This window comes from Limnospira fusiformis SAG 85.79, from assembly GCF_012516315.1.
Lineage (GTDB): Bacteria > Cyanobacteriota > Cyanobacteriia > Cyanobacteriales > Microcoleaceae > Limnospira > Limnospira fusiformis.
This window is the reverse complement of record NZ_CP051185.1, coordinates 4443874-4469646: the sequence shown is the minus strand read 5'-3', so window position 1 is coordinate 4469646 and position 25773 is coordinate 4443874. Positions and strand designations below refer to the sequence as shown.

General features: G+C 45.5%; 36 protein-coding genes and 4 pseudogenes. 10 read left to right on the top strand and 30 right to left on the bottom strand.

From position 1 onward, the window contains the following. Positions 1 to 100 precede the first annotated feature (100 nt). The 11 genes from HFV01_RS21040 to HFV01_RS20990 all read right to left on the bottom strand — a co-directional run bounded on the left by HFV01_RS21040 (position 101) and on the right by HFV01_RS20990 (position 7123). Positions 101 to 283, bottom strand: coding sequence for a hypothetical protein (locus HFV01_RS21040; RefSeq protein WP_006621141.1), 183 nt, complete (start codon positions 281 to 283; stop codon positions 101 to 103). A 188-nt stretch (positions 284 to 471) separates the two neighbouring features. Beyond that, positions 472 to 828, bottom strand: coding sequence for a pepsin/retropepsin-like aspartic protease family protein (locus HFV01_RS21035; RefSeq protein WP_438861249.1), 357 nt, complete (start codon positions 826 to 828; stop codon positions 472 to 474). Between the two features lie 62 nt (positions 829 to 890). Then, positions 891 to 1070: a hypothetical protein gene (locus HFV01_RS21030; RefSeq protein WP_006621138.1), complete on the bottom strand. Its 180-nt coding sequence runs from the start codon at positions 1068 to 1070 to the stop codon at positions 891 to 893. 14 nt (positions 1071 to 1084) lie between these two features. Further along, positions 1085 to 1429, bottom strand: coding sequence for a PIN domain-containing protein (locus HFV01_RS21025; protein ID WP_006621137.1), 345 nt, complete (start codon positions 1427 to 1429; stop codon positions 1085 to 1087). Further along, positions 1417 to 1698: a hypothetical protein gene (locus tag HFV01_RS21020; protein ID WP_006621136.1), complete on the bottom strand. Its 282-nt coding sequence runs from the start codon at positions 1696 to 1698 to the stop codon at positions 1417 to 1419. Before HFV01_RS21020 ends, HFV01_RS21025 begins: the two co-directional genes overlap by 13 nt. Positions 1699 to 1755: 57 nt before the next feature. Then, positions 1756 to 2019 carry an AbrB/MazE/SpoVT family DNA-binding domain-containing protein gene (locus tag HFV01_RS21015; protein ID WP_193520357.1) on the bottom strand — a complete coding sequence of 88 codons (264 nt, stop codon included), beginning with the start codon at positions 2017 to 2019 and terminating at the stop codon, positions 1756 to 1758. Positions 2020 to 2078: 59 nt separating this feature from the next. Next, positions 2079 to 2600, bottom strand: coding sequence for a WD40 repeat domain-containing protein (locus tag HFV01_RS21010; protein ID WP_318285850.1), 522 nt, complete (start codon positions 2598 to 2600; stop codon positions 2079 to 2081). A gap of 73 nt (positions 2601 to 2673) precedes the next feature. Beyond that, a complete protein-coding gene (locus HFV01_RS21005) occupies positions 2674 to 3489 on the bottom strand; it encodes a DNA-methyltransferase (protein ID WP_006621133.1) in 816 nt (271 codons plus the stop codon). A gap of 12 nt (positions 3490 to 3501) precedes the next feature. Beyond that, positions 3502 to 4416 (bottom strand): HindIII family type II restriction endonuclease, encoded by a 915-nt coding sequence (locus tag HFV01_RS21000; protein WP_111892303.1) that lies wholly within the window; start codon positions 4414 to 4416, stop codon positions 3502 to 3504. A gap of 55 nt (positions 4417 to 4471) precedes the next feature. Then, positions 4472 to 6622 (bottom strand): NB-ARC domain-containing protein, encoded by a 2151-nt coding sequence (locus tag HFV01_RS20995; RefSeq protein ID WP_193520355.1) that lies wholly within the window; start codon positions 6620 to 6622, stop codon positions 4472 to 4474. 99 nt (positions 6623 to 6721) lie between these two features. Next, a complete protein-coding gene (locus HFV01_RS20990) occupies positions 6722 to 7123 on the bottom strand; it encodes a fasciclin domain-containing protein (protein ID WP_006621124.1) in 402 nt (133 codons plus the stop codon). Between the two features lie 198 nt (positions 7124 to 7321). Here HFV01_RS20990 and HFV01_RS20985 point away from each other — a divergent pair. Next, positions 7322 to 7600 (top strand): annotated as a pseudogene (locus HFV01_RS20985) (ABC transporter permease); the annotation flags it as partial. A gap of 110 nt (positions 7601 to 7710) precedes the next feature. Here the strand turns inward: HFV01_RS20985 and HFV01_RS20980 are convergent. The 5 genes from HFV01_RS20980 to HFV01_RS20960 form a co-directional block, all read right to left on the bottom strand. Then, positions 7711 to 8280 (bottom strand): hypothetical protein, encoded by a 570-nt coding sequence (locus HFV01_RS20980; RefSeq protein ID WP_006621129.1) that lies wholly within the window; start codon positions 8278 to 8280, stop codon positions 7711 to 7713. Next, complete coding sequence (locus HFV01_RS20975) at positions 8273 to 8713, bottom strand: hypothetical protein (protein ID WP_193520354.1); 441 nt, start codon at positions 8711 to 8713, stop codon at positions 8273 to 8275. Before HFV01_RS20975 ends, HFV01_RS20980 begins: the two co-directional genes overlap by 8 nt. A 6-nt stretch (positions 8714 to 8719) precedes the next feature. Continuing rightward, positions 8720 to 9331, bottom strand: a complete 612-nt coding sequence (locus HFV01_RS20970; protein WP_006621127.1) for a nucleotide-binding protein — start codon at positions 9329 to 9331, stop codon at positions 8720 to 8722. Between the two features lie 350 nt (positions 9332 to 9681). Then, on the bottom strand, positions 9682 to 10599 hold the full coding sequence (locus tag HFV01_RS20965; protein WP_318285847.1) for a hypothetical protein: 918 nt from the start codon (positions 10597 to 10599) through the stop codon (positions 9682 to 9684). 99 nt (positions 10600 to 10698) lie between these two features. Continuing rightward, positions 10699 to 11100, bottom strand: coding sequence for a fasciclin domain-containing protein (locus HFV01_RS20960; RefSeq protein ID WP_006621124.1), 402 nt, complete (start codon positions 11098 to 11100; stop codon positions 10699 to 10701). Between the two features lie 198 nt (positions 11101 to 11298). Between HFV01_RS20960 and HFV01_RS20955 the strand changes: the two are divergent. Next, positions 11299 to 11577: pseudogene (locus HFV01_RS20955) on the top strand (ABC transporter permease); the annotation flags it as partial. A gap of 110 nt (positions 11578 to 11687) precedes the next feature. Here the strand turns inward: HFV01_RS20955 and HFV01_RS20950 are convergent. From HFV01_RS20950 to HFV01_RS31055, 8 genes are all read right to left on the bottom strand, one after another. Then, the gene (locus HFV01_RS20950) at positions 11688 to 12257 is read right to left on the bottom strand and encodes a hypothetical protein (RefSeq protein ID WP_006621129.1); all 570 of its coding nucleotides are present in this window, start codon (positions 12255 to 12257) and stop codon (positions 11688 to 11690) included. Beyond that, positions 12250 to 12690, bottom strand: a complete 441-nt coding sequence (locus HFV01_RS20945; RefSeq protein WP_006621128.1) for a hypothetical protein — start codon at positions 12688 to 12690, stop codon at positions 12250 to 12252. Before HFV01_RS20945 ends, HFV01_RS20950 begins: the two co-directional genes overlap by 8 nt. A 6-nt stretch (positions 12691 to 12696) precedes the next feature. After that, entirely contained in the window at positions 12697 to 13308 is a 612-nt protein-coding gene (locus tag HFV01_RS20940) for a nucleotide-binding protein (protein ID WP_006621127.1), read from the bottom strand. Positions 13309 to 13658: 350 nt separating this feature from the next. Then, positions 13659 to 14576, bottom strand: a complete 918-nt coding sequence (locus tag HFV01_RS20935) for a hypothetical protein (protein WP_318285845.1) — start codon at positions 14574 to 14576, stop codon at positions 13659 to 13661. Between the two features lie 2 nt (positions 14577 to 14578). Beyond that, positions 14579 to 14761 (bottom strand): hypothetical protein, encoded by a 183-nt coding sequence (locus HFV01_RS20930; protein WP_006669892.1) that lies wholly within the window; start codon positions 14759 to 14761, stop codon positions 14579 to 14581. Positions 14762 to 14994: 233 nt separating this feature from the next. Next, entirely contained in the window at positions 14995 to 15390 is a 396-nt protein-coding gene (locus tag HFV01_RS20925) for a type II toxin-antitoxin system VapC family toxin (protein WP_006669891.1), read from the bottom strand. Beyond that, complete coding sequence (locus tag HFV01_RS20920; protein ID WP_006669890.1) at positions 15377 to 15640, bottom strand: AbrB/MazE/SpoVT family DNA-binding domain-containing protein; 264 nt, start codon at positions 15638 to 15640, stop codon at positions 15377 to 15379. The genes HFV01_RS20925 and HFV01_RS20920 overlap by 14 nt, the downstream gene beginning before the upstream one ends. 59 nt (positions 15641 to 15699) lie before the next feature. Then, the gene (locus HFV01_RS31055; protein WP_318285844.1) at positions 15700 to 15798 is read right to left on the bottom strand and encodes an N-acetylglucosamine kinase; all 99 of its coding nucleotides are present in this window, start codon (positions 15796 to 15798) and stop codon (positions 15700 to 15702) included. A gap of 145 nt (positions 15799 to 15943) precedes the next feature. Between HFV01_RS31055 and HFV01_RS31050 the strand changes: the two genes are divergently transcribed. After that, the gene (locus HFV01_RS31050) at positions 15944 to 16279 is read left to right on the top strand and encodes a hypothetical protein (RefSeq protein WP_046319953.1); all 336 of its coding nucleotides are present in this window, start codon (positions 15944 to 15946) and stop codon (positions 16277 to 16279) included. Next, the gene (locus tag HFV01_RS20905; RefSeq protein ID WP_046319951.1) at positions 16267 to 16479 is read left to right on the top strand and encodes a DUF2283 domain-containing protein; all 213 of its coding nucleotides are present in this window, start codon (positions 16267 to 16269) and stop codon (positions 16477 to 16479) included. Before HFV01_RS31050 ends, HFV01_RS20905 begins: the two co-directional genes overlap by 13 nt. Positions 16480 to 16624: 145 nt before the next feature. On the opposite strand, the pseudogene HFV01_RS31045 reads toward HFV01_RS20905, so the two are convergent. The 4 genes and pseudogenes from HFV01_RS31045 to HFV01_RS20890 all read right to left on the bottom strand — a co-directional run. After that, positions 16625 to 16771 (bottom strand): annotated as a pseudogene (locus HFV01_RS31045) (AbrB/MazE/SpoVT family DNA-binding domain-containing protein); the annotation flags it as partial. A 14-nt stretch (positions 16772 to 16785) separates the two neighbouring features. Further along, positions 16786 to 17535, bottom strand: a complete 750-nt coding sequence (locus tag HFV01_RS20900) for a hypothetical protein (RefSeq protein ID WP_046319949.1) — start codon at positions 17533 to 17535, stop codon at positions 16786 to 16788. 47 nt (positions 17536 to 17582) lie between these two features. Next, positions 17583 to 18197, bottom strand: a complete 615-nt coding sequence (locus tag HFV01_RS20895; RefSeq protein ID WP_046319947.1) for a hypothetical protein — start codon at positions 18195 to 18197, stop codon at positions 17583 to 17585. Further along, on the bottom strand, positions 18194 to 18874 hold the full coding sequence (locus HFV01_RS20890) for a GTPase domain-containing protein (protein ID WP_187758751.1): 681 nt from the start codon (positions 18872 to 18874) through the stop codon (positions 18194 to 18196). The genes HFV01_RS20895 and HFV01_RS20890 overlap by 4 nt, the downstream gene beginning before the upstream one ends. Positions 18875 to 19202: 328 nt before the next feature. Here HFV01_RS20890 and HFV01_RS20885 point away from each other — a divergent pair. Beyond that, positions 19203 to 19538 (top strand): annotated as a pseudogene (locus tag HFV01_RS20885) (phage integrase N-terminal SAM-like domain-containing protein); the annotation flags it as partial. Here the strand turns inward: HFV01_RS20885 and HFV01_RS20880 are convergent. Together HFV01_RS20880 and HFV01_RS20875 are read right to left on the bottom strand one after the other, a co-directional pair. Beyond that, positions 19535 to 19705: a hypothetical protein gene (locus HFV01_RS20880; RefSeq protein WP_193520353.1), complete on the bottom strand. Its 171-nt coding sequence runs from the start codon at positions 19703 to 19705 to the stop codon at positions 19535 to 19537. The pseudogene HFV01_RS20885 and the gene HFV01_RS20880 overlap by 4 nt on opposite strands. A gap of 99 nt (positions 19706 to 19804) precedes the next feature. Beyond that, positions 19805 to 20206, bottom strand: a complete 402-nt coding sequence (locus HFV01_RS20875; protein WP_006621124.1) for a fasciclin domain-containing protein — start codon at positions 20204 to 20206, stop codon at positions 19805 to 19807. Positions 20207 to 20404: 198 nt separating this feature from the next. Here HFV01_RS20875 and HFV01_RS20870 point away from each other — a divergent pair, with 198 nt between their 5' ends. From HFV01_RS20870 to HFV01_RS20850, 5 genes are all read left to right on the top strand, one after another. Next, the gene (locus HFV01_RS20870; RefSeq protein WP_006621123.1) at positions 20405 to 21190 is read left to right on the top strand and encodes an MlaE family lipid ABC transporter permease subunit; all 786 of its coding nucleotides are present in this window, start codon (positions 20405 to 20407) and stop codon (positions 21188 to 21190) included. Positions 21191 to 21389: 199 nt separating this feature from the next. Beyond that, positions 21390 to 21533, top strand: coding sequence for a helix-turn-helix domain-containing protein (locus tag HFV01_RS20865; protein ID WP_081587645.1), 144 nt, complete (start codon positions 21390 to 21392; stop codon positions 21531 to 21533). A 2679-nt stretch (positions 21534 to 24212) separates the two neighbouring features. Further along, positions 24213 to 24911: a V4R domain-containing protein gene (locus tag HFV01_RS20860; protein WP_006669884.1), complete on the top strand. Its 699-nt coding sequence runs from the start codon at positions 24213 to 24215 to the stop codon at positions 24909 to 24911. Continuing rightward, complete coding sequence (locus tag HFV01_RS20855) at positions 24911 to 25192, top strand: hypothetical protein (protein ID WP_006621120.1); 282 nt, start codon at positions 24911 to 24913, stop codon at positions 25190 to 25192. The genes HFV01_RS20860 and HFV01_RS20855 overlap by 1 nt, the downstream gene beginning before the upstream one ends. Before the next feature lie 75 nt (positions 25193 to 25267). Next, the gene (locus tag HFV01_RS20850) at positions 25268 to 25735 is read left to right on the top strand and encodes a bilin-binding protein (RefSeq protein ID WP_006669883.1); all 468 of its coding nucleotides are present in this window, start codon (positions 25268 to 25270) and stop codon (positions 25733 to 25735) included. The last annotated feature ends 38 nt before the right edge of the window (positions 25736 to 25773 follow it).

Sequence of the window (25773 nt, the reverse complement as noted above, 5' to 3'; positions counted from 1 at the left end):
TAATTTTAATGGTTTGTCTCTAATGGCTATTTGAAACTCGCTTTCTCAACCTTCAGCGATTAAAATGCTCAGGGCGCGTTCTCTGGCTTCCTCTTCTGTACTACAAATTCCCTTGGATAGGATGCGATGAGCGTAAATTACGGATATCGGGTCGGGATAAAATCTGATAGGCTTGGCGTTCAGCATGGCGCTGTTCTAATGCCGTTGTTAGGGTCATCACATCTTGATGAACATCATCGGCGGATAGTAACTCGGCATTGGGTTCGGGAACTTGTTGAGTCATAGTTTACCTTCCGTAAGTTTCTGCAAGGGTCTCAATTAATTGATTGCTGTAACAGGTACTTTGTTGCTGGCATATTTTGAGTTTTTGCCTATCAAGCAATCTATTTTGCCACAAATTTTGCTTGTTGTTTTTCGGAATAGGTTAAGTCGGCAACTACCACAAATCCCTCACGAATAAGTTGATTGATTTCATCTATCCTTCGGGCAAACTTCAAAAGCCGACTCGTGTCGATAAAAACATACGTTGAACTCGGCAAAGAAGTTCATTTGTCCAAGAATAACGGGTATATCTCTCGATTCAGTCCAAGCAAATGCAAGTAGCACGGGAGGAAACTGAGCGATCGCACCAGATACAACCAAACCTCGTGAATCGCTCCGACCCAAATTACCGCTTAAGGGGATTGAAACCGTCTGATTTTCCCAGATTGCTCCTAGTTGTAAACCGATTTCGTAGGGCAAAACATTGACACTTGCGCCTGTATCTAGCAACGCAGTCACGTCCACAGAGCGATCGCCTAACGTGAGCGTCAAGGGTAAATAGGGCATGATGGCAGATCGCCCAAAACTATCAATGCGTTCAGTGAATGAATATCGTTGTCCATCAAGCATTAGATGCTACCTTCCTTTGCAGCCACCAGAAGATCCGACAAAGCCTGAACAGATGCGCTATCTGTTTGCGGCGACCATACCACTGCCTCAGTCGATGCAAGCTGCTGGAGCAACTCATTCGCTGAGTCAACTTCTCCGGTTAGTTCTAGGCTACACCCTTCCTCCTTAGCGACTGCCAAGAGGAGAAAGTGGATCAGTCGAAGTTTATCTTGATGAGATAACTGATTAACGGTAGGTAACAGTTCGCTGAGTAACATAGAGTGGGCTCCGGGAAATGTGCTTCTCCATTATAGGGTTGACTCTCTTTCCCTGAAATGACTTTAAATCGGCTGTTGTCGAGGGAACGCAAAAATTGAACTACGGTAGGAATTCCCGCATCTCGCCCCAATAAATAAGCAATTTCGGTTAGTGCAGGTTGGGGAAGGGCAATGGTTGGGTGCTGTTGATAAATTGTGGCAACAGCAACGTGCTGGCGATCTTTGCGATTGAGCAAGGCAACTACAAATCCAGTATCAGCGATCGCCCCTATTTTTTCCATGATAAACCCGAAGCGGATTGAATTTCTGCGGTGAGGATGGCTTCTGCTTCGGTAGAAAGTTCGGCACTACCGTCATAGAGACCTGTGAGAAAGGGGTCGGGGGGAGTGGGGGATGGGGAAAGGGGGTTAGGGGTTAAATTTGCTTGTAGATACTGAGCGATCGCCTCATCGAGGAGAGTTTCTAAACTTTTCTGTTCTTGGATGGCGACCTGTACCAGTTGGGTCAAGGTTTGGGGGTCTGGTTTCCAGTTTAGGGTTATGTCTAGCATAGTTTGATGTTTTGAATAGCATTTTACAAGGCTAGAAGCCGAACTACAATATTGGTATCAACTGCAATCATGCCATTGCTCCTGAATGCCTTGGCTAATAGCAGATTCCATATCCTCTAAGGTTTTGGGTGAACCGTTATACTTCAAACATCCCGCTACTTCATTTAAAGTAGTAGGAGAAAAAGGCGGTTTGGGCTGAATTAAAATCCCTTTGCCTGTATCCGTCAAGATGATTTCTGTCCCCACGTCCAAGCTATAGATTTTCCGCATTTCTGGTGGAATGATAATCTGTCCGGTTTCGGAGACTTTGGCAATTTCCATGAGTGAATCAGTTGATATATTTCGGTAATTCTAACAAAATTAGATAGTCCACAGTGATATTAACCGCTCAACCCCTCCAACCGCAGAAAATACATCCGACCCCCACTATCCCCCGCCACCACCGTCACCCCATCCGGTGCAACGGCACAGGAAAGCATATCAGCATCCCCGGTAAAGGTGGCTAACACATCCCCTGTCGCCAAATCCCACAGTTTCAGGGTTTTATCATCCGATGCAGAGACGGCTCGTTTCCCGTCGGGGGCGATCGCTACTGCATTTACCACGCTACTATGCCCTCTGAGGGTGGCCAGTTCCGTCGCCCTCTCCAAATCCCACAGTTTCAGGGTTTTATCCATGGATGCCGAGACCGCTCGGAACCCGTCGGGGGCGATCGCTACTGCATTTACCGACCAACTATGCCCTCTGAGGGTAGCCAGTTCCCTCCCCCTCTCCAAATCCCACAGTTTCAGGGTTTTATCCATGGATGCCGAGACCGCTCGTTTCCCGTCGGGGGCGATCGCTACTGCATTTACCGACCAACTATGCCCTCTGAGGGTAGCCAGTTCCCTCCCCCTCTCCAAATCCCACAGTTTCAGGGTGGTATTCTTGGATAACGAAAAAACCGAACAATTCAATATATTTTCATGTGCTTTATTATTCTAAATCCAATATGGGTAATCTGGGCTGCGCTTCAATTTTTTGAATCCGTTTTCTTGCCAATTCACAATATTCATGACTAATTTCAATCCCGATATATTGCCTTCCAAGTTGAAATGCAGATCTACAAGTAGTCCCGCTTCCACACATTGGATCAAGCACTATTTCTCCTGGATTTGTCCAGGATTTAATATGGTCACAAGCCAGGGCACAAGGGAAGGGAGCCGGATGATCTTTTGCTTCTTGATCTTCTGATTTTTTGCCAACAACATATTCCCAAATATTACCTTTTATCTTTTGATTTTTGACCGGGTGGGCCATTTTCCCCCGCTTTTGCTTGCCTCTAGAATAATTTTTATAAGTAGTTCCATGGAGTTCAAGTCCTGCGTGTAAGCAATCAATTTTTATGGGATTATGGGTTTTGACATTTCCCTTGCTGAAAACAAACATATACTCAAAAATGTTATTATATCTTTTCCTATAAATCTGTGGTATGGGATTAGATTTTTGAAAAATCATTGTGTCATGAAGATTAAAGCCAATTTCTTCTTTAAAATAAAGAGCTTGCTTAAAACTTGTACCAGTTTCACTTCCTTTGATAGTGGCATCGCCAACTATCCAAACAACAATACCACCTGGCTTGGTCACACGATACAATTGCCGTGCTATTTCTTCAAAAGGAAAAGTATATCCTTTGTATTTTCTTAAATTATCGTAAGGAGGGGAGGTGATAGTTAAGTCAATTGAATTTTCATCAAAGGACTTCATCACTTCGATACAATTTCCTTTAATAATCTGATTAACATCAACCATGATTAATTCACCTTATTTGATTGCAAATAAATTACTATCACCAATAGACTGAATTTTGTTAATTTTACTATCTATTTTGCTAACTTTAATCAGTTCCATCACAGCTTCTTCACGGTTCATTCTCATGATTTTTTCCCGCTCAGAAGCCAAAAATCTGATTCCTTCATTTTTGGCAATCCTTGTCGATTCAGTAGCTGCTTCTTTCTCCAATTTCCAAAGCTCATCAATGATACTTGAAAAACTCAAAATTGTCTTGTTTACAGCCAACCAATAATCAACCGCACTTGTAGAAGGATTTAATGCAGGAATTGTAGTAAAAATTTGGTTGAGTAACTCCTCGGCTTTAGATTTACCTTCTCTTCTTGCATAGTTAACAAATAGGGACAAATGTGAATAAGTTACAATACAAACATTTCTACTTGATGCTTGCTCATAAATTTGACTTTTTCGAGTTGGCAATTGATAAATTGGGGCAACTACCATTGCATAGGGTTTACCTCTTTTCCAATTATCCAGTGCTTGAATTTTGAAGTCCTTTTGATTTTTAGCTGTTCTACTGAGTCTAAAGACTTTAGCGTCCGCAACGAAGCTATAGTTTTTCGCAACTGCTTCAACGTCTGCTGAATTGGACTTTTCCGTTAAAACAATACTGGTCAGCCCCATTTCGTTATATGTAAAAGATAAAAGGCTGTCCGTGTACTTTGAGTATAATTTCTCTTCACTGGAGTCATGCTTATATTCTTCGGGAATATTGCCACAAAGTCGCAAATGATCAATCAATACATCTGAGCCAAATTGTTTTATTTCTCTTTTCAATTCGTTTTCTACGCTTTCCACATTGACCCCAAATCTTCCGCTCAGATTTTTGATTTTTTGAATCCACTGTTCTCGCCTTTTTATAGCATCTTCTGAAATTACTTGAGTCATTTAAAATCACCTTAATTCTGTTGTTTGCATGATTATCTTAACATCAGTGAGAAAATCACAACAACCGCCCCAATAACTGCCCCGCCAACTGACTGCTATCCTTCTCCAACACATGAGCCGATAACCGCAACGCCCCTTCCAGCCGCTTCAGCCCACTGTCCCGACTCTCCCCAACCGTCACCGCCTCAAAATCTGCCAACAACGCCCGACTATCCGTTGCCTCTAACTTCCCTTGTAACCAATCAAAATCCCATAACAACCGCCGAAACGCTGCTATTTCCCCCGCTTCTCGGAAATGATAAAGCCCCTGCCGATACAGATAAACCTCTGCCGCCACCTCCGCCCCCGTCCAGGGAAACTGGCCGCCGCCATAACTCCGCAACCAGTCTCGATGCAACGTCGCCGGATTCTGCACCTGTTCCCGTAAATACTTCTGCGGCACGTCATGCAAGGACATCCACCGCGAGGGCGACTCCCCCGACACAAACACTAACCCCCGTTGCGCCAACTCCGTCAACCACTGCCGCAACCGATAGTCCGGCATATCCCCCCGCCGTCCCCACAACTTGACTAACGCCGCCTCCGACACTTGCACATCCGCTGCCACAATCCCTAAGTCTAAATACGCCTGTCGCAAGGATGCCGCTAACTGCTCCACACTGGTTTTGAGGACTTTATAGATACTGCCCTCGGAAGGGTCGAGATAGTGCAAATCCGCCGCATCCAACGCCGTCAGCAAATCCGCCCAATTGTTGCCCATGCCAATTTGCGCCCCAGCCAACGTCAAGGCTAAGGGCAAATTCCCGCAATGTTTCCGCACCGCCTCCGCTTCTGGGGGTAACATTTCGACATGAACTCTCGCCCAATTGGCTAATAATTGTCGCGCTTGGGTCTCATCCAGCATCCCCAACTCATAGCCATTAGCCCCCAACCCCGCAATTAACCGGGCATCCCGCGTCGTCAGCAACAGGCGACAGTCCGGCCCCAACACCTCCACAAATCGCTCCGCTTCCCGTTGTGACCACACATCATCGAGAACCAATAAACAGCGTTTCTCCCGCAACAAATTGGAGAGATAGGCATTCCACTGGGGTTCTCCTTCCAGATAGGCGTTGGTTTCCCCCAAGGTGTTGGCAAGGCGTTGATACAGGGCGAGACAGTCCGGGTTAGTCCCCACCGTCAGCCAGATAATCCCATCGGGAAACTGTCGCCGCACCTCGTTATCCCGCCCTAAGGCTGCCGCTAACACCGTTTTCCCTAGTCCTCCCATCCCCTGTAACCCGACTTTCTGCACCTGTCCCGTCATCACTAGGGTTTGATGGTTGGGGGTCAAAAGTCGTTCTTTTAAAGCCGCCATATCTTCAGGACGGGGGAGAAAATGAGGGGGAGGTTGGGGAACCGTATCCACAGCCCCTAAACCGTGCCAAGGGGTGGCGGGTGCGGGGGGGTTCGGGTTTTGTAATTGGGAAATGGCGGCTAATATCCGGCGCATATCCTGACGGGTGGCGAGTTGGGGTAAATAGTCCCGAATTTCGGCAATTTGTGCCAAGGTTGCCCCATGCAGGTCAAATAACATCCCCACAAAGGCTTTCCCGCCGTTGTTGGCATCGTCTTTCAGGACTTGGCGCAAGTGTTTATTGAAGTTAGTGGCTAATTCCCCCGCCAAGTCGGTGATGACATCTTGATAACTCTCCGGGGTATCCCCCAAAACCCCCTTCTCGCATCCCTGTTGGAATAACCAGGTGACGACCTCCCGCCATTCCGGTTCGGGTAGAACCTGATACTCGGTAAACTGCTCGGGTGGTTGGCAGAAAATCTGATATAATTGCTGTTCTTGGAGGGTTTCAAACAGGTTGAGGGTTTTGGCTTGTTCGGCCCATTGCAGCCAATATTCCTCGATTTGATTAGCGAAATCGTCTAAGGATTCCTTGTCGGAATAGTTGGGGCTGATTTTTTCGGTCAAGGCTTTGGCTACCGTGCGTCCTGCGGCTTTGGCGATATCTTCATTCCGCAGAACATCGCTACTCTGGCTGCGTAATCGGTCTATTAATGTGCCTAGGTTGTTAGCAATTAAGCCATAGGTAACATTAGTCCCCAGGGCTAAAACAGGGCCGCTTAATCCTCCGGTGACAATAGCACCCAACCCCAACAAAGCGGTTCCCCCCAATAGCGGACTATTCAAACTAATAAACCTATTTAAATCCATGGTTATCCTGCCACGAATGCACTGACTACAACTGCCTTGATTGTCTACTTAAACCTGGCGGGTGGGCGGGGATTTTTCCGGTATTGGTAACTGGGAATATCACCCCATTAAAATGACTGTATCAATCACATGAATCACCCCATTGTCTGCTTCAATATCGGGGTTGATAACTGTGGCATTTTTCACCTCAAATCCCTCGGTAAAATTCAGAGAAATAGGCGCACCTTCCACGGAAGTTAAATAATCCAGTTTTTCTAGGTCTGCCTTCAGGAACTTGCCAGCAGCCACATGATATGTTAAAATCCGCGCTAACTGGGGTGGGTTCTGCACTAAGGTCTGAACAGTTCCGGGGGGGAGTTTCGCAAAAGCATCATCATGGGGCGCAAAAACGGTAAAAGGACCGGGAGTTTTCAGGGTTTCCACTAATCCCGCTGCCTGTACCGCTGCCACCAAGGTGGTGAAACACCCGGCACTCACTGCTATATCTACAATATCCGCCATTTATCCTAATTTCCCCAACTCGAAAATAACAATTTCCACTTAATCCTAGACTAAATTGGAGCTAAAATTCAGCTTGGCAACCACCAACGGGGGACGGGCGGATGCGGAAATGATAGGAAGTTTGATATAATGATATCATCGGACTACGGCTACTAGCCACCAGGTATACAATTTGCTACTGCAACCATAGTCAGTTCCTTGAATCCTACTAAAACCCGTTCTAGCCTTGGTATTTGGACTCAACGCTTTATCGCCTCGCTGTTTTTGGGGGGACAGGTTCTGCTGCACATCCTACAGGGGAAAATTCACCGCCGCAATACCCTAGAACAAATGGCGATCGTTGGTCCAGAATCGTTATTTATCGCGCTGCTGACGGCTAGTTTCGTGGGTATGGTGTTCACTATTCAAGTGGCACAGGAATTTATTACCCTGGGCGCAGGTCACTTGGTGGGAGGAATTCTGGCTTTGTCTCTCAGCATCGCGGCGATTGAGGCGATCGCCGTCTTTTAGATGAACTGGTTTAACGGTGGAATGCAGCGGCGGCAAGTAACCTGGAACTCAGCACTAGGGGCTTCCGTCCGCTGCCATCAGGTGTTATCCAGGTAAAGTTGCAGTGCGCTCCTAATCGCTTGATTAGGATCACACACAAACTCAATAGGGCTGTCTGGGACAGACTGAGATAAAAAGTCACCAAGTGTAGGCGCTATAAACCGAAATACCGTGTCTTTATGTAGCTTTTCGATGTACACAGCAGCATCAGGAGACAAACCTCTAGCAGTGATTATAATACCGTCTCGAAGATTCTCTCTTTCCAAAGCGATTTTGAACCCTCCGAGACGCTCGGCACTAAATGTTTGACCCTCCAATTTAATTGTGATTCCAGCTTCCACCTTAGTCATTACGGGTTCTTCTCGCGACACGATTTCCTCTCGACCAGATTCTGTTAGCATTGCCTCCATCCTTACAACTTTGCGGTAGACTGGCACTCGACCATCGATGCCTCCGTCTTGATTGCCGCGCCTCTTAGGTAATCCGGGTGCCTTTTTTGTCGGATCGCCGCCAAGAGCCTCCGTGATTCTATTGCCAACGGATTCCTTTTCAACTGGAGTTAAATCCAGCAGTTTGTTAACCAGACCTTCTATAAGAAGCTTACTCATCGTTCATCACTATCTCAAGAGACTTAGCACACCTGCTCAAAACTTCGTTTACAAGTACCTCAACTCCTTTAGATTTGACGATTTTTTCCTCTACATATTTGGAAAGAAGCATAATTTGCCATCTAGGGATCTTCACTAAATAAGTGTCCTTTGTGCTCCGCTCCTCTTTCGCTGCTTTAAGCACGGAAGAAGCTGAGTCTGGATGAATCATTTCCAGGAATGCTTTGCCATGCTGAGACTCCGAAAAGCTAACACACATAAATGAACGCTGGATTACATATCGAGGGTCTCTTGTGTTGAGGGGATTCCGTAGACGATACAAAAGATCCATGTTTAGCCGATCTTTGCGCAGACACACTTCTAATTTCGCGAACATGGATTCACCCGCTACTTTGCGAAGCTGCTTGCTAAGTATCCTGTCAGTTGTAATCATAAGGACTTATCCTAATTCGCTCAATACACCATCGAGTGCTTTTGCAAAAGCAGAGTTCTCATAAAAGGATCCCGGATGCCCCTCTACAAGCGGTACAACGTACTCGGATAGGCGCGATGCAATACCAGTTTTCTGTAATGCCTCATAAAGTCGTTGTTTCTGATCGGACGTAGTGACCTTATTGGCAACTATCTTGAACGGGATATTCTTGTCTTGTGACATGGCGGCTGCTGCAAGTATGCTCAGATCACCCGGAACGCGATCTAGTGCAAGCTCATCATCTGGAGGCACCGGAGCAATCAGCCGCCATCCTCGATTTACCTGTTCTAACAGATCTTTTAGGTACTCCCAATAGTCGTCTGTATCGACGACCATATAATCAAAAGCTTTCGCCCCAGGAAAATTAATCGGAAGCTGCTGACCTTCACGTGTATCAATCTTGCATGAGCCACCCTGGAAAACAGGACTATTTGACAGTATCCTAGTCATTATGCTGCCCTGAGCTAGATCCAATGCCCACACTCTTTTCTGTCTGGCGGCGAGCATGAGCGCTAGATTGGTCGATATCGTCGTCTTTCCAACACCGCCTTTTGGAGTGTTGACCACATACTTGATCAAGAAGAGCCTCCAGCTTTTTTAATACAGCTATTAATTCTAGCCAGTATTAGGTGCATTTGCATAACTATAGCCATCCTAAATCAGTTGTGGAAGACGATGGCAGACCCCAACCGTCGGCGGCCAAGAACGGGAGAGGGTTAGGGACAAATCATTTAGGACTGCTATATGTATTAGAACCCAAAACGATTATAAGACATCAGCAGGGTGTTGTCAAGCGCTTGCGGTCTAACTCGGATATTATGAAAGACTGGGTGTAGATAGGGTCAGCCCTGATTATCCCTGCGGGAGGCGGGCGAGATAGCGATAGGTGAAATATGCCGAAATAATCATCGGGAAGGAAAACAACGTCGTCAACGTACCCAGGGGATAGAGAGCCTGAGAAGTGGGGTCAACAGTCGTTCTTTTAAAGCCGCCATATCTTCAGGACGGGGGAGAAAATGAGGGGGAGGTTGGGGAACCGTATCCACAGCCCCTAAACCGTGCCAAGGGGTGGCGGGTGCGGGGGGGTTCGGGTTTTGTAATTGGGAAATGGCGGCTAATATCCGGCGCATATCCTGACGGGTGGCGAGTTGGGGTAAAACCTCCCGAATTTCGGCAATTTGTGCCAAGGTCGCCCCATGCAGGTCAAATAACATCCCCACAAAGGCTTTCCCGCCGTTGTTGGCATCGTCTTTCAGGACTTGGCGCAAGTGTTTATTGAAGTTAGTGGCTAATTCCCCCGCCAAGTCGGTGATGACATCTTGATAACTCTCCGGGGTATCCCCCAAAACCCCCTTCTCGCATCCCTGTTGGAATAACCAGGTGACGACCTCCCGCCATTCCGGTTCGGGTAGAACCTGATACTCGGTAAACTGCTCCGGTGGTTGGCAGAAAATCTGATATAATTGCTGTTCTTGGAGGGTTTCAAACAGGTTCAGGGTTTGGGCTTGTTCGGCCCATTCCACCCAATAACCCTCGATATTGTCCCCAAATTTATCTAAGGACTTCCGAATATCGGGATACTTGGGGCTGATTTTTTCGGTCAAGGCTTTGGCTACCGTGCGTCCTGCGGCTTTGGCGATATCTTCATTCCGCAGCACATCGCTACTCTGGCTGCGTAATCGGTTTATTAATGTGCCTAGGTTGTTAGCAATTAAGCCATAGGTAACATTAGTCCCCAGGGCTAAAACAGGGCCGCTTAATCCTCCGGTGACAATAGCACCCAACCCCAACAAAGCGGTTCCCCCCAATAGCCGACTATTCAAAAGAATCAACCTATTTAAATCCATGGTTATCCTGCCACGAATGCACTGACTACAACTGCCTTGATTGTCTACTTAAACCTGGGGGGTGGGCGGGGATTTTTCCGGTATTGGTAACTGGGAATATCACCCCATTAAAATGACTGTATCAATCACATGAATCACCCCATTGTCTGCTTCAATATCGGGGTTGATAACTGTCGCATTTTTCACCTCAAATCCCTCGGTAAAATTCAGAGAAATAGGCGCACCTTCCACGGAAGTTAAATAATCCAGTTTTTCTAGGTCTGCCTTCAGGAACTTGCCAGCAGCCACATGATATGTTAAAATCCGCGCTAACTGGGGTGGGTTCTGCACTAAGGTCTGAACAGTTCCGGGGGGGAGTTTCGCAAAAGCATCATCATGGGGCGCAAAAACGGTAAAAGGACCGGGAGTTTTCAGGGTTTCCACTAATCCCGCTGCCTGTACCGCTGCCACCAAGGTGGTGAAACACCCGGCACTCACTGCTATATCTACAATATCCGCCATTTATCCTAATTTACCCAACTCGAAAATAACAATTTCCACTTAATCCTAGACTAAATTGGATCTAAAATTCAGCTTGGCAACCACCAACGGGGGACGGGCGGATGCGGAAATGATAGGAAATTTGATATAATGATATCATCGGACTACGGCTACTAGCCACCAGGTATACAATTTGCTACTGCAACCATAGTCAGTTCCTTGAATCCTACTAAAACCCGTTCTAGCCTTGGTATTTGGACTCAACGCTTTATCGCCTCGCTGTTTTTGGGGGGACAGGTTCTGCTGCACATCCTACAGGGGAAAATTCACCGCCGCAATACCCTAGAACAAATGGCGATCGTTGGTCCAGAATCGTTATTTATCGCCCTGCTGACGGCTAGTTTCGTGGGTATGGTGTTCACTATTCAAGTGGCACAGGAATTTATTACCCTGGGCGCAGGTCACTTGGTGGGAGGAATTCTGGCTTTGTCTCTCAGCATCGCGGCGATTGAGGCGATCGCCGTCTTTTAGATGAACTGGTTTAACGGTGGAATGCAGCGGCGGCAAGTAACCTGGAACTCAGCACTAGGGGCTTCCGTCCGCTGCCATCAGGTGTTATCCAGGTAAAGTTGCAGTGCGCTCCTAATCGCTTGATTAGGATCACACACAAACTCAATAGGGCTGTCTGGGACAGACTGAGATAAAAAGTCACCAAGTGTAGGCGCTATAAACCGAAATACCGTGTCTTTATGTAGCTTTTCGATGTACACAGCAGCATCAGGAGACAAACCTCTAGCAGTGATTATAATACCGTCTCGAAGATTCTCTCTTTCCAAAGCGATTTTGAACCCTCCGAGACGCTCGGCACTAAATGTTTGACCCTCCAATTTAATTGTGATTCCAGCTTCCACCTTAGTCATTACGGGTTCTTCTCGCGACACGATTTCCTCTCGACCAGATTCTGTTAGCATTGCCTCCATCCTTACAACTTTGCGGTAGACTGGCACTCGACCATCGATGCCTCCGTCTTGATTGCCGCGCCTCTTAGGTAATCCGGGTGCCTTTTTTGTCGGATCGCCGCCAAGAGCCTCCGTGATTCTATTGCCAACGGATTCCTTTTCAACTGGAGTTAAATCCAGCAGTTTGTTAACCAGACCTTCTATAAGAAGCTTACTCATCGTTCATCACTATCTCAAGAGACTTAGCACACCTGCTCAAAACTTCGTTTACAAGTACCTCAACTCCTTTAGATTTGACGATTTTTTCCTCTACATATTTGGAAAGAAGCATAATTTGCCATCTAGGGATCTTCACTAAATAAGTGTCCTTTGTGCTCCGCTCCTCTTTCGCTGCTTTAAGCACGGAAGAAGCTGAGTCTGGATGAATCATTTCCAGGAATGCTTTGCCATGCTGAGACTCCGAAAAGCTAACACACATAAATGAACGCTGGATTACATATCGAGGGTCTCTTGTGTCGAGGGGATTCCGTAGACGTTCCAAAAGATCCATGTTTAGCCGATCTTTGCGCAGACACACTTCTAATTTCGCGAACATGGATTCACCCGCTACTTTGCGAAGCTGCTTGCTAAGTATCCTGTCAGTTGTAATCATAAGGACTTATCCTAATTCGCTCAATACACCATCGAGTGCTTTTGCAAAAGCAGAGTTCTCATAAAAGGAGCCCGGATGCCCCTCTACAAGCGGTACAACGTACTCGGATAGGCGCGATGCAATACCAGTTTTCTGTAATGCCTCATAAAGTCGTTGTTTCTGATCGGACGTAGTGACCTTATTGGCAACTATCTTGAACGGGATATTCTTGTCTTGTGACATGGCGGCTGCTGCAAGTATGCTCAGATCACCCGGAACGCGATCTAGTGCAAGCTCATCATCTGGAGGCACCGGAGCAATCAGCCGCCATCCTCGATTTACCTGTTCTAACAGATCTTTTAGGTACTCCCAATAGTCGTCTGTATCGACGACCATATAATCAAAAGCTTTCGCCCCAGGAAAATTAATCGGAAGCTGCTGACCTTCACGTGTATCAATCTTGCATGAGCCACCCTGAAAAACAGGACTATTTGACAGTATCCTAGTCATTATGCTGCCCTGAGCTAGATCCAATGCCCACACTCTTTTCTGTCTGGCGGCGAGCATGAGCGCTAGATTGGTCGATATCGTCGTCTTTCCAACACCGCCTTTTGGAGTGTTGACCACATACTTGATCAAGAAGAGCCTCCAGCTTTTTTAATACAGCTATTAATTCTAGCCAGTATTAGGTGCATTTGCATAACTATAGCCATCCTAAATCAGTTGTGGAAGACGATGGCGGACCCCAACCGTCGGCGGCTAAGAACGGGAGAGGGTTAGGGACAAATCATTTAGGACTGCTATATGTATTAGAACCCAAAACGATTATAAGACATCAGCAGGGTGTTGTCAAGCGCTTGCGGTCTAACTCGGATATTATGAAAGACTGGGTGTAGATAGGGTCAGCCCTGATTATCCCTGCGGGAGGCGGGCGAGATAGCGATAGGTGAAATATGCCGAAATAATCATCGGGAAGGAAAACAACGTCGTCAACGTACCCAGGGGATAGAGAGCCTGAGAAGTGGGGTCAACAGTCGTTCTTTTAAAGCCGCCATATCTTCAGGACGGGGGAGAAAATGAGGGGGAGGTTGGGGAACGGTATCCACAGCCCCTAAACCGTGCCAAGGGGTGGCGGGTGCGGGGGGGTTCGGGTTTTGTAATTGGGAAATGGCGGCTAATATCCGGCGCATATCCTGACGGGTGGCGAGTTGGGGTAAAACCTCCCGAATTTCGGCAATTTGTGCCAAGGTCGCCCCGTGGAGGTCAAATAACATCCCCACAAAGGCTTTCCCGCCGTTGTTGGCATCGTCTTTCAGGACTTGGCGCAAGTGTTTATTGAAGTTAACGGCTAATTCCGCCGCCAAGTCGGTGATGACATCTTGATAACTCTCCGGGGTATCCCCCAAAACCCCTCTCTCACATCCCTGTTGGAATAACCAAGTGACCACCTCCCGCCATTCCGGTTCCGGTAGAACCTGATACTCGGTAAACTGCTCCGGTGGTTGGCAGAAAATCTGATATAATTGCTGTTCTTGGAGGGTTTCAAACAGGTTCAGGGTTTGGGCTTGTTCCGCCCATTCCACCCAATAACCCTCGATATTGTCCCCAAATTTATCTAAGGACTTCCGAATATCGGGATACTTGGGGCTGATTTTTTCCGTCAAGGCTTTGGCTACCGTGCGTCCTGCGGCTTTGGCGATATCTTCATTCCGCAGAACATCGCTACTCTGGCTGCGTAATCGGTCTATTAATGTGCCTAGGTTGTTAGCAATTAAGCCATAGGTAACATTAGTCCCCAGGGCTAAAACAGGGCCGCTTAATCCTCCGGTGACAATAGCACCCAACCCCAACAAAGCGGTTCCCCCCAATAGCCGACTATTCAAAAGAATCAACCTATTTAAATCCATGGTTATCCTGCCACGTCAGTCGATGCAAGCTGCTGGAGCAACTCATTCGCTGAGTCAACTTCTCTGGTTAGTTCTAGGCTACACCCTTCCTCCTTAGCGACTGCCAAGAGGAGAAAGTGGATCAGTCGAAGTTTATCTTGATGAGATAACTGATTAACGGTAGGTAACAGTTCGCTGAGTAACATAGAGTCCTCTCCAGAAAATGTGCTTCTCCATTATAGGGTTGACTGTCCTTGAGGCTTTGCTCAAATCGTCCCAGCAACCTGGTTTCTTGCCCTCTACCCACATCCCATAAACTCAGTTTCTGCCCTAACCTTTGCCGCCTCACTCCCATCGGGTTAAGCAACCCCGTTTCTCAACCCCTCCACCCCTCCAACCGCAGAAAATACACCTGTCCCACCATTTTTATTATCTCTTCTTAATCCCCTGGTTTTTTGACCTCACAATTGGTTAGCTCTCTGGCATTTTTAATGAATTTTTCATCAAAGGTGTAGAATTGCTGGCAATCTTGACTTTGGGCTAGATGCAAAGCATCGGCAAAATCCAAACCATTTTCATGCCACAGTAGGGCTTGATGAACTAACATCGGATTAGTTAAGTAAACATTTGGTAATCCCACAAGTTTCCGTAAAGCCGAACAAACTTGATTCCGTTTAAACTTATAAGCAAATCTCAGCACCCATTCGGTTTCTAGGATAACGGTGTGGGAAATGAAGATTTCCGGGTTTTGAAAAAGTTCTAGACTTTTTTGATATTGGACTGGATCATCTTGAGTCAGAAGCCGAACTACAATATTGGTATCAACTGCAATCATGCCATTGCTCCTGAATGCCTTGGCGAATAGCCGCTTCCATATCCTCTAAGGTTTTGGGTGAACCGTTATACTTCAAACACCCCGCTACTTCATTTAAAGTAGTAAGAGGAAAAGGCGGTTTGGGCTGAATTAAAATCCCGTTTCCTGTATCGGTCAAGATGATTTCTGTCCCCACCTCCAAGCTATAGAGTTTCCGCATTTCTGGTGGAATGATAATCTGTCCTGTTTCGGAGACTTTGGCAATTTCCATGAGTGAATCAGTTGAGATATTTCGGTAATTCTAACAAAATTAGATAGTCCACAGTGATCTTAACCCCTCAACCCCTCCAACCGCAGAAAATGCACCCGACCCACATTATCCCCCGCCACCACCGTCACCCCATCCGGTGCAACGGCACAGGACTTCATCGCACCTTCCCCGGTAAAGGTGGCTAATGGTTTACCTGTTGCTAAGTTCCACCACAGTTCCAGGGTCTGATCGTTAGAAGCAGCCTATCATGAATTGAATCCTAGTATTGAGCGAGATATTCTATGACGACAAAACCGCTAGAATATGAACGATGATTCCTCATCGAATCCTGAAATCCTCTTTGAAATCGTCACCCCTCTTGGCTTCTCCGTTCGCACAACTGCCGAGTATTGGCAGTTTATTGTCACCGTTAAGCATCCAATCATGAGCAACCGCTTGACCAACGTACAAAATACATTAAGCGACCCAGACGAAGTTCGTCTTAGTAAGACTGATGCTCAGGTTTACCTATTCTACCGTAATGATGGTACAAAACGTTGGGTCTGTGCGGTGACTAGACGCTTAAATGGAGAAGGATTTTTAATCACAGCCTATCGAACCAGTGCTATTAAGGAAGGAGAGCAATTATGGCAGAAGTAAAAGTATTCTATGACCGCACCGGCAATACACTTGTTGTCTGGTTTGGTAATCCTCAAGATGAGGTGGAAGCCGAAGAAACGGGGGATGAGGTGATTTTAATGAAGGATCAACAGGGGCAAGTGATTGGGTTTGAAAAGCTCAACTTTTTACCGCATTCTGATAATCCCATACGCATTGCCTTTGAAACAGTAGCGATCTAAGTTAGTGGTCATCGCTTTGGCAATGCTTACCCGATGATGGCTAAAGTTATCACTCCAAACCTTTTAACTTTGCCTTGATCAGGAGTCAGCAACCCACCCACGGCGGGAGCATCCCGTTTTGCTCACTAGAAAATTCACATCGATGCTAATCATGCCATTGCTCTTGAATACCTTGGGCAATGGCAGTTTCCATATCTTCTAGGGTTTTGGGGGAACCTTGATATTTCCAACATCCGGCAACTTCATTTAAGGTTGTGGGAATAAAAGTGGAGTTAGGCTGAATTAAAATTCCTTAGTTTATAGTAGCTAAAAATAAACCTTAATTGTTAAAGTAAACTCATATGTTTCCTTCTTCGCTTGTTCCAATTGAGGCTGTAGATCCCCATAAATTGGTATTTTGAGGTCAGAGATAACTTTTAGAGTTTTTCTAGACTCCTCACTAAGACTTAAGGTTAATTCCCGACTCTTAATTGGATTACTTCCCTTTCTTTGATCTATAAGCGACTTCATTGCTATATCATTTAGCAGATTATATTGACGAAGATGCAAATCGGCTGCCTCTAAATCTGGTGGTCCACCATCAAAGCTACTTTTAATTCTGAGATTGTTACGCATTTCCTCAAAGGTTTTGTTTTTTCCTTCAATATTTCCTTTAGCATACAGGCTATCGAGAGATCCCCTGAACAATTGTTTACCCTTTGAAGTTTTTACCTCAATTTGTTCCACCGTAACTTCCCGCGCACCTAGTAAACCGCATAAAGTAGTAAAATGGAAGTATTTTGCTAATGCAAAAGTTGAAGATGCTTTATCAAGGGAGGCATAATCTGAAGGATCATAAGGGTTTTGAATGAGTAAGCTACCTGATTCTAACAGCCCACTACTTTCTAGTTTATTAGCTAATGAACCTTCTACTTTATCTGTAATAACCAAAAGGTGAACTTGCTCATTGAGAATAAGCTCATTGCCTTGAGGGGTGTACTCTAATCTAGTGAACTCATCAGGGGAAATAACTAAAATAGCTCTTCTTTTTCTGGGTGGAATGGTATCGAGATTCATCTGTTTAGACTCTTGCTTGGAATAATTCCGTTCGTCCTGTCCTTGATTTATATTGTCCTGTTTTTTCTGCGAGGTCTGTTGATTAAAAAAGTCTGAAGTGACATCACCAATAAATTGTTTAAAGCGATTAATCCCGCCATCTGTAAAAGACTTGGTTGAATCTCTTTGGTTTGGAGCAGCCAGCCTATTAACAACGGAGCGAAAAAGACCGTGACTAGACTGATAGTTTGCTGTTGCACCTCGACCTTCTTTTTTTTTGCTTCCAAAATTTCAATAAACCATCCTTGTATTGCTGTTACTGCATCTTTACTCAAAGTACGATTGAGTTTATCAGAAACAATATCACTAATTTTGGTACAACTACTCTCGATCCATTCGTTAGAGAGTTCTTTCGGTAATTCCCCATAAATTACAATAGGGGCAGAACGATTGGCCTGGTCTTTTTCAGTGGGTAAAGCTTCTACAACAAATTTAGGATCACTAAAACGAACTGTAATCTCTGAGGTAGCTGAAGGTAACGTTGTTTTTCTGCCTGGAACTTCATAGATTTCAGAAATAACTTGTTGCCGAAGCAGTTGATCAGATAATTCTTCAGAATCTTCCCAAATTAAGTCGGGAGCTTTATTATCAAGGCTTTGCGCCCAGAAAAATAATTTTTTCATTTCTCCACCTGCTTAAAAATTCTTGTAATCAAAAAGTCTGCATCACGTTCTGTTGCTAAACTGCCAAGAGCAACTTTAACTGTAGCCGCCCCACCAGCACGTTGAGTCATCGTCTTAACTACTGGTAATGCCATAAATCGATCAACATAATTTCCCATTTGATCAGGACCAAGACTCTTAAATTCAGGATCATCACTCCAATGGTTTCCAACGATAAAGAATTGCTTTCTTCTTTTAGACTCTTTGATCCACCCTTGTATTTGCTTAAAATCATCCTCACAACGCTTCTCTGTAGCTGGATCACGCTTCAACAAATCATCGGTTCGGACAATATAAAGAATTAAATCAGATTCATCAAACAATTTTTTCCATCCCCCATATGCAGATTGATCTCCTGAAACGTCGTCTGTTTTTCTTAGACGAATGTCTAAGTCCCCCAGTTTAATTCTTGTTCTTTCTACTTCTTCTTTGTCGAGAGTTTGTTTATACCTCTCAATCAAAATCCCCTTCTCTAGATACTTTAAAAGAGTTGTTTTACCAACTGCTCTTGCACCTAAAACTGCAATTTTTTTTCCTTTTAAGGCGTAATTAATGTCGTCCCACTTGCAGACGACCGTAGTTCCTCCTACGCCTACTGAAAAGACTATGATGAGCAGTAGCCAGAACTTATAGAGCACTTCCCCTCCTGAAACAAAAATCTATAGAATTGTTTGAGTGGGTCAGTTTTAGATATTCCTTGAAATGAGTCTTTCCCATAGATCACCTTTTTGTACTGTCTTTACCAGGGCTTTAATCTGTCTAACCGTGTACTAGACCGCACCTACATTATAACTTCTTCTGAGGCGGTGTTGTCAAGTGCTTGCGGTCTATCCGATAGTATGGGGTTATCCCGTAACTGCCCGATAAAACCCCAATTGAGAGACTTTTCCCGCAGCCAGCGTCATGAAAAGACCACAGCAACCTAAACTCCTCGATCTCGTTTGCTAGACAGCCCGCTTTCGGCATCTCAGTCGCAAAACTGAAAAATCGTACCTGTACTACCTCCGAGACTTGATCCTGTTTGATCAGAAGCGCCACCCCCAAGATATGGGAGCACCAGAAGTATGCGCCTACCTATCCCGCCTCGCTCTCGATCAGAAAATTGCCGCTTCCACTCAAAACATTGCCCTCAGTGCCCTGCTCTTTCTTTACCGCCAACTCCTGTACCTCGACTTACCAGATATTGAATCAATCGAGCGACCCCAACGCCCCAAACGCTTGCCGACAGTTTTTTCTCGACCTGAAGTTCACGACATCCTTGCTCACGTTGGCGATGGGACTGAAGGCTTGGGGATTCGCTAATTATTCCCGGTCATCCCCGCGAAAAAGTTAGAAAATCCGGCTAACACGGGAACTGCTAACCCCGCCGCCGAACCGGCTACCCCTCCGGTGACAATAGCACCCAACCCCAACAAAGCGGTTCCCCCCAATAGCGGACTATTCAAACTAATCAACCTATTTAAATCCATGGTTATCCTGCCACGAATGCACTGACTACAACTGCCTTGATTGTCTACTTAAACCTGGGGGGTGGGCGGGGATTTTTCCGGTATTGGTAACTGGGAATATCACCCCATTAAAATGACTGTATCAATCACATGAATCACCCCATTGTCTGCTTCAATATCGGGGTTGATAACTGTGGCATTTTTAACCTCAAATCCCTCGGTAAAATTCAGAGAAATAGGCGCACCTTCCACCGAAGTTAAATAATCCAGTTTTTCTAGGTCTGCCTTCAGGAACTTGCCAGCAGCCACATGATATGTTAAAATCCGCGCTAACTGGGGTGGGTTCTGCACTAAGGTCTGAACAGTTCCGGGGGGGAGTTTCGCAAAAGCATCATCATGGGGCGCAAAAACGGTAAAAGGACCGGGAGTTTTCAGGGTTTCCACTAATCCCGCTGCCTGTACCGCTGCCACCAAGGTGGTGAAACACCCGGCACTCACTGCTATATCTACAATATCCGCCATTTATCCTAATTTCCCCAACTCGAAAATAACAATTTCCACTTAATCCTAGACTAAATTGGATCTAAAATTCAGCTTGGCAACCACCAACGGGGGACGGGCGGATGCGGAAATGATAGGAAATTTGATATAATGATATCATCGGACTACGGCTACTAGCCACGAAGTATACAATTTGCTACAACAACCCTGGTCAGTTCCTTGAATCCTACTAAAACCCGTTCTAGCCTTGGTATTTGGACTCAACGCTTTATCGCCTCGCTGTTTTTGGGGGGACAGGTTCTGCTGCACATCCTACAGGGGAAAATTCACCGCCGCAATACCCTAGAACAAATGGCGATCGTTGGTCCAGAATCGTTATTTATCGCCCTGCTGACGGCTAGTTTCGTGGGTATGGTGTTCACTATTCAAGTGGCACAGGAATTTATTACCCTGGGCGCAGGTCACTTGGTGGGAGGAATTCTGGCTTTGTCTCTCAGCCGTGAACTTACCCCGGTTCTCACTTCTGTGATTATTGCGGGAAGGGTCTGTTCGGCTTTTGCTGCTGAATTGGGAACTATGCGAGTTACAGAACAAATTGATGCGCTGTATATTATGAAAACTGACCCGGTGGACTATCTGGTGATTCCCCGTGTCCTGGCTTGTTCTCTCATGCTTCCCCTACTGACCATCATTTGTCTGATTACGGGGTTAGCAGGTGGGTTACTCATAGCTACCAGTTTTTACAATATACCATCGGTGCTGTTCCTCGATTCGATTCGAGATTTAATGGGATTGTGGGATTTGATTAGCGCGGAAATTAAGTCGGTGGTCTTTGGGTGGGCGATCGCTGTGATTGGAACCAGTTGGGGTCTGACGACGACGGGAGGCGCTAAAGGAGTCGGACAATCAACTACAACTGCTGTAGTCACGTCCCTGCTGGCTATCTTTATTCTGGATTTCTTTTTGTCCTGGTTACTATTCAAAGTCGCATTTTCCCCGGTCTGAATATCGATCGCTTTAGCCAGACTCCATCAACTAGATCAGAAACTTATGGAAAATGTCGGGGAGAATGCGCTATGGTTACGAGAATTAATGCCAGACCAATATATTAACGTCAGTTCGGACGACAAAACTTAACTTAACTTTTTGAATCCAAATAGATAGGCTATGCTATGATGGGTTGGAGGAGGTACAGGTATCAGACATGGGTAATAAGGCATACCGTTTTCGGCTCTATCCGAATCCACCACAAAAAGCATTTTTCGCCCAATGTTTTGGTGATTCTCGGTTGGTCTATAACCATGTTTTGCGCTTAACTACCGATGTCAAAACCAAGGAGGCAATATGAATGGTTCCCAGAAGTTAATTTCCCACCGTTCGCGCCAACTTTAAAAGATGTATAAACGGCTGAGGTTAGATGTTTGGAAAGTATGAGTAAATTTCCACCATTAAGGCTGACATCAACAGTCTTTTAGGGTTCCTCAAGATTTCTCAATCACTGAAAACGGCGAGCTGAATTGCGGAAAATGACCCGGATTCAAATGGTCACTCATGGAGAAATTGAAGGGTAAATCCAAAGCGTTACAGTCACTCAAACACCATCGGGTCAATAGGCGGTATGGTTACGGAATTATAAATCCCATTACAGCTTGTTCACCAGTTGCTTAATACATTACCCTCACCCTAAATCTGGCTCCCAGAGAGGAAGAGGGACTTTGACAGGTGATCAGATGATTTCTGAACAGGCTGTAGGTCCTTTAAATGGGGGGAAAATCGGCGCGGACTTTGGGTGAAAAATTTTTGCCATTACCTCCAAGCCGGAAACAGTTGATTAAGACGCTTGAGAATTAGACAAAGGAGGCTAAGTCGAAAATTCCCAGGCTGTAATAATCGCCGAAAAGGCAGGATTATGGTAGCTAAAATCAAGGAAAAAGTCGCGAATAAACGATGAGATTCCCAGCCTAAAATTAGTCGATAACTAAGGTGCAAAAACCAAGCTATTAGTGGCGAATACTTGCCAATCAAATTCCTGGTAAACAATCGCCAATTTGCCCAACAGATTAGGGTAGATGGGAACTGTTAACGCTACTGCTGTTAATTGGCTGGAGGGGTGGATGATTTCCGAATTATAAAATATGTTATAATTGTGGATATATCAAAGATGATTTAACTGCCTGAAAGAGAGAATGGACTTTTCCTGAATGCGAGACATTCCATGACGGCACTGTTAATGCTTGTCTAAACCTTTTGCCGTCGGCGGAGTTTCAAATAGGGCGGGAAGTGTCGGAATTTACGCCTAACCAGACAGTTGAAACACGCTGGTATCAAAAGCGTTAGTTCTTGGGGGTTGTTACCCCACGCTACTAGGTTGAGGGTGGGGTACTTGGCAGCCATCATCAGGCGCGTTCAGTTAAATTAGTAAAAAGGGTGTATATACTATCTATTCTGGGTGGGGTTTAGCCTAAAAACTGCCGGGCAGGAATTTCAACCCCTTGGTTGGATACAGCTTGTTCACCAGTCGCTTAATACATTGCCCTCACCCTAAATCCCTCTCCCAGAAAGGGAGAGGGACTTTGAGAGGTGATCAGATGATTTCTGAACAGGCTGTAACAGGATTCCTTCTAAATCTGGCTCCCAGAAAGGGAGAGGGACTTTGAGAGGTGATCAGATGATTTCTGAACAGGCTGTAACAGGATTCCTTCTAAATCTGGCTCCCAGAAAGGGAGAGGGACTTTGAGAGGTGATCAGATGATTTCTGAACAGGCTGTAACAGGATTCCTTCTAAATCTGGCTCCCAGAAAGGGAGAGGGACTTTGAGAGGTGATCAGATGATTTCTGAACAGGCTGTAACAGGATTCCTTCTAAATCTGGCTACCACAGAGGGAGAGGGACTTTGAGAGGTGATCAGATGATTTCTGAACAGGCTGTAACAGGATTCCTTCTAAATCTGGCTCCCAGAAAGGGAGAGGGACTTTGAGAGGTGATCAGATGATTTCTGAACAGGCTGTAACAGGATTCCTTCTAAATCTGGCTCCCAGAAAGGGAGAGGGACTTTGAGAGGTGATCAGATGATTTCTGAACAGGCTGTAACAGGATTCCTTCTAAATCTGGCTACCACAGAGGGAGAGGGACTTTGAGAGGTGATCAGATGATTTCTGAACAGGCTGTAACAGGATTCCTTCTAAATCTGGTTCCTAGAGAGGGAGAGGGACTTTGAGAGGTGATCAGATGATTTCTGAACAGGCTGTAACAGGATTCCTTCTAAATCTGGTTCCTAGAGAGGGAGAGGGACTTTGAGAGGTGATCAAATGATTTCTGAACAGGCTGTAACAGGATTCCTTCTAAATCTGGCTACCACAGAGGGAGAGGGACTTTGAGAGGTGATCAGATGATTTCTGAACAGGCTGTAACAGGATTCCTTCTAAATCTGGTTCCTAGAGAGGGAGAGGGACTTTGAGAGGTGATCAGATGATTTCTGAACAGGCTGTAACAGGATTCCTTCTAAATCTGGCTCCCAGAGAGGGAGAGGGACTTTGAGAGGTGATCAGATGATTTCTGAACAGGCTGTAACAGGATTCCTTCTAAATCTGGCTCCCAGAAAGGGAGAGGGACTTTGAGAGGTGATCAAATGATTTCTGAACAGGCTGTAACAGGATTCCTTCTAAATCTGGCTCCCAGAGAGGGAGAGGGACTTTGAGAGGTGATCAGATGATTTCTGAACAGGCTGTAACAGGATTCCTTGGGGTCAAGGGATGAATTGACCTATTATGGGGGCTCTTTGGGGTGCAAAGCATGACTCTAGGGGTCGCAGCCAGGAATATCAGCCAGAATAGATGGCAGTAACAATAGGCGGGTATCTACTTCCGGTCAGCCTAGGGACTGATAGGGTATCAGCTGATTGATATCTGTTGGCCAGCTATGGGTATTCGGTTCCTTCAACCCTACTGGATCTAAAAATCCCCTAAAATTAAGAAACTTATTTGAGTCTACTTTGGATCCACCCCTGTTAAAAAGGAGTATTATACAAATGACCTCAACTTCCCCGGCTACCAACGAAATTCAGACAGAATCTCTGCTGAAACGCTATAATCCCAAGGCTCATAACCATTATAGATTTCAAGATTTTTTTAGCCTGGAATCGTCCACGGGTTCGATCACGGATTGGAATAACTCCCGCAATATCCTCACCAGCGAAGATTTTATTATTGGTCTGGTAGAAGGATTGGAAGAAGAAGTTGGTCCAGCTTCATCAGTGATTATGTACACGATTGGACATCAGTGGGGACTAGAAGATGCGGAATTTTTCCAAAAATGGTTTGAGGAAGAATTTGGCCGTAGTATCCGCAAGTCTAACCTCATGTTCCTGTTAGAAACCTGGTGGTGGCCCTTTACGGCCCAAGGTTGGGGACGATGGGAGGTAGATATGAGCGATCGCCAACATGGCTGCATTTTTATTAACCTATTCGACTCGGCTGTGGCTCGTAGTCTCGGAGATGTGGGAAAACCTGTCTGTCACATCTACGCTGGGCTATTTTCGGGATTTTTTAGCACGCTGGTTAAAAAACCCCTCAGTTGCATTGAACTGCAATGCTACTCGATGGGGGAAACTTACTGTAAATTTCTACTGGGCAACCCCGATCGCATTGATGCAGCAGCATTCTGGCTTAACGAAGGAGCAACAGCCCGCGACATTCAACGGAAATTACAAGATGGAAAGCGAAGATAATGACTGACCAACCCAAGGACTGGCTATCTATTTCTGTTCAGGAATTCTTCAATAATCTTAACTGGCAAGGAACTAGCCAAAGTTCCAGCAGCCCCAATAATACGGGGGGTGAAGACTTAGAAACGTTGAGCATTTCTGTGGCGGAATTTTTTAATCGGTTTGTCTGGGAAGGCACACCAGAAGTGGGAGTCTTCCCCAGCAAATCATCGGTTTCTTTCGCGGAAAATTCGCCAGAAACAGAAAATGATGTCACCATCGACGATCTGGTAAATTTGTTCTAAAACTATAAGTTAATTATCAGGGAAAATCTGACCACATAATCCAACTTCCACATCCATAATTCCTAGGTAAAACTTATGTCCTCAGATGTTAATAGCTTGTTGACTCAAGCTGAAAATCGCTATCTGAAACCTGAAGAACTTCAGGAATTTAAACGCCATACGTCAACTTTGGCTCAAAGACTCAAGATCTACGAATTTTTGCGCGATCGCGAAGCGACGATTTTTGAACCTATTGCGGAAAAATTACAGACGGCTTTTTCTGATGCACAACAGCCTATTGTAGAAAAATCTCTACAACATTGGATTCTGATTATGCGTCATTGTGCCATGGCTATGTTGCTAGATGATACGGAGTACCTAAAAAATAATGTATTGGACTGGCTGAGAGGTTTTGTGAAGACTCGCCAAAGTCAAGCGATTGAAACCAAAATTTATGAACTTTTACAAGGTAAGCTGGAAGAAATGCTCTCTCCTAAAGCTATGATTTACCTGGAAGATTACCTAAATCTAGCGAAAGAAACATTACTGAATCACTCAGATTAGCCTCTACAGACGGGCGATGGCTTATTACTTAGAATAAG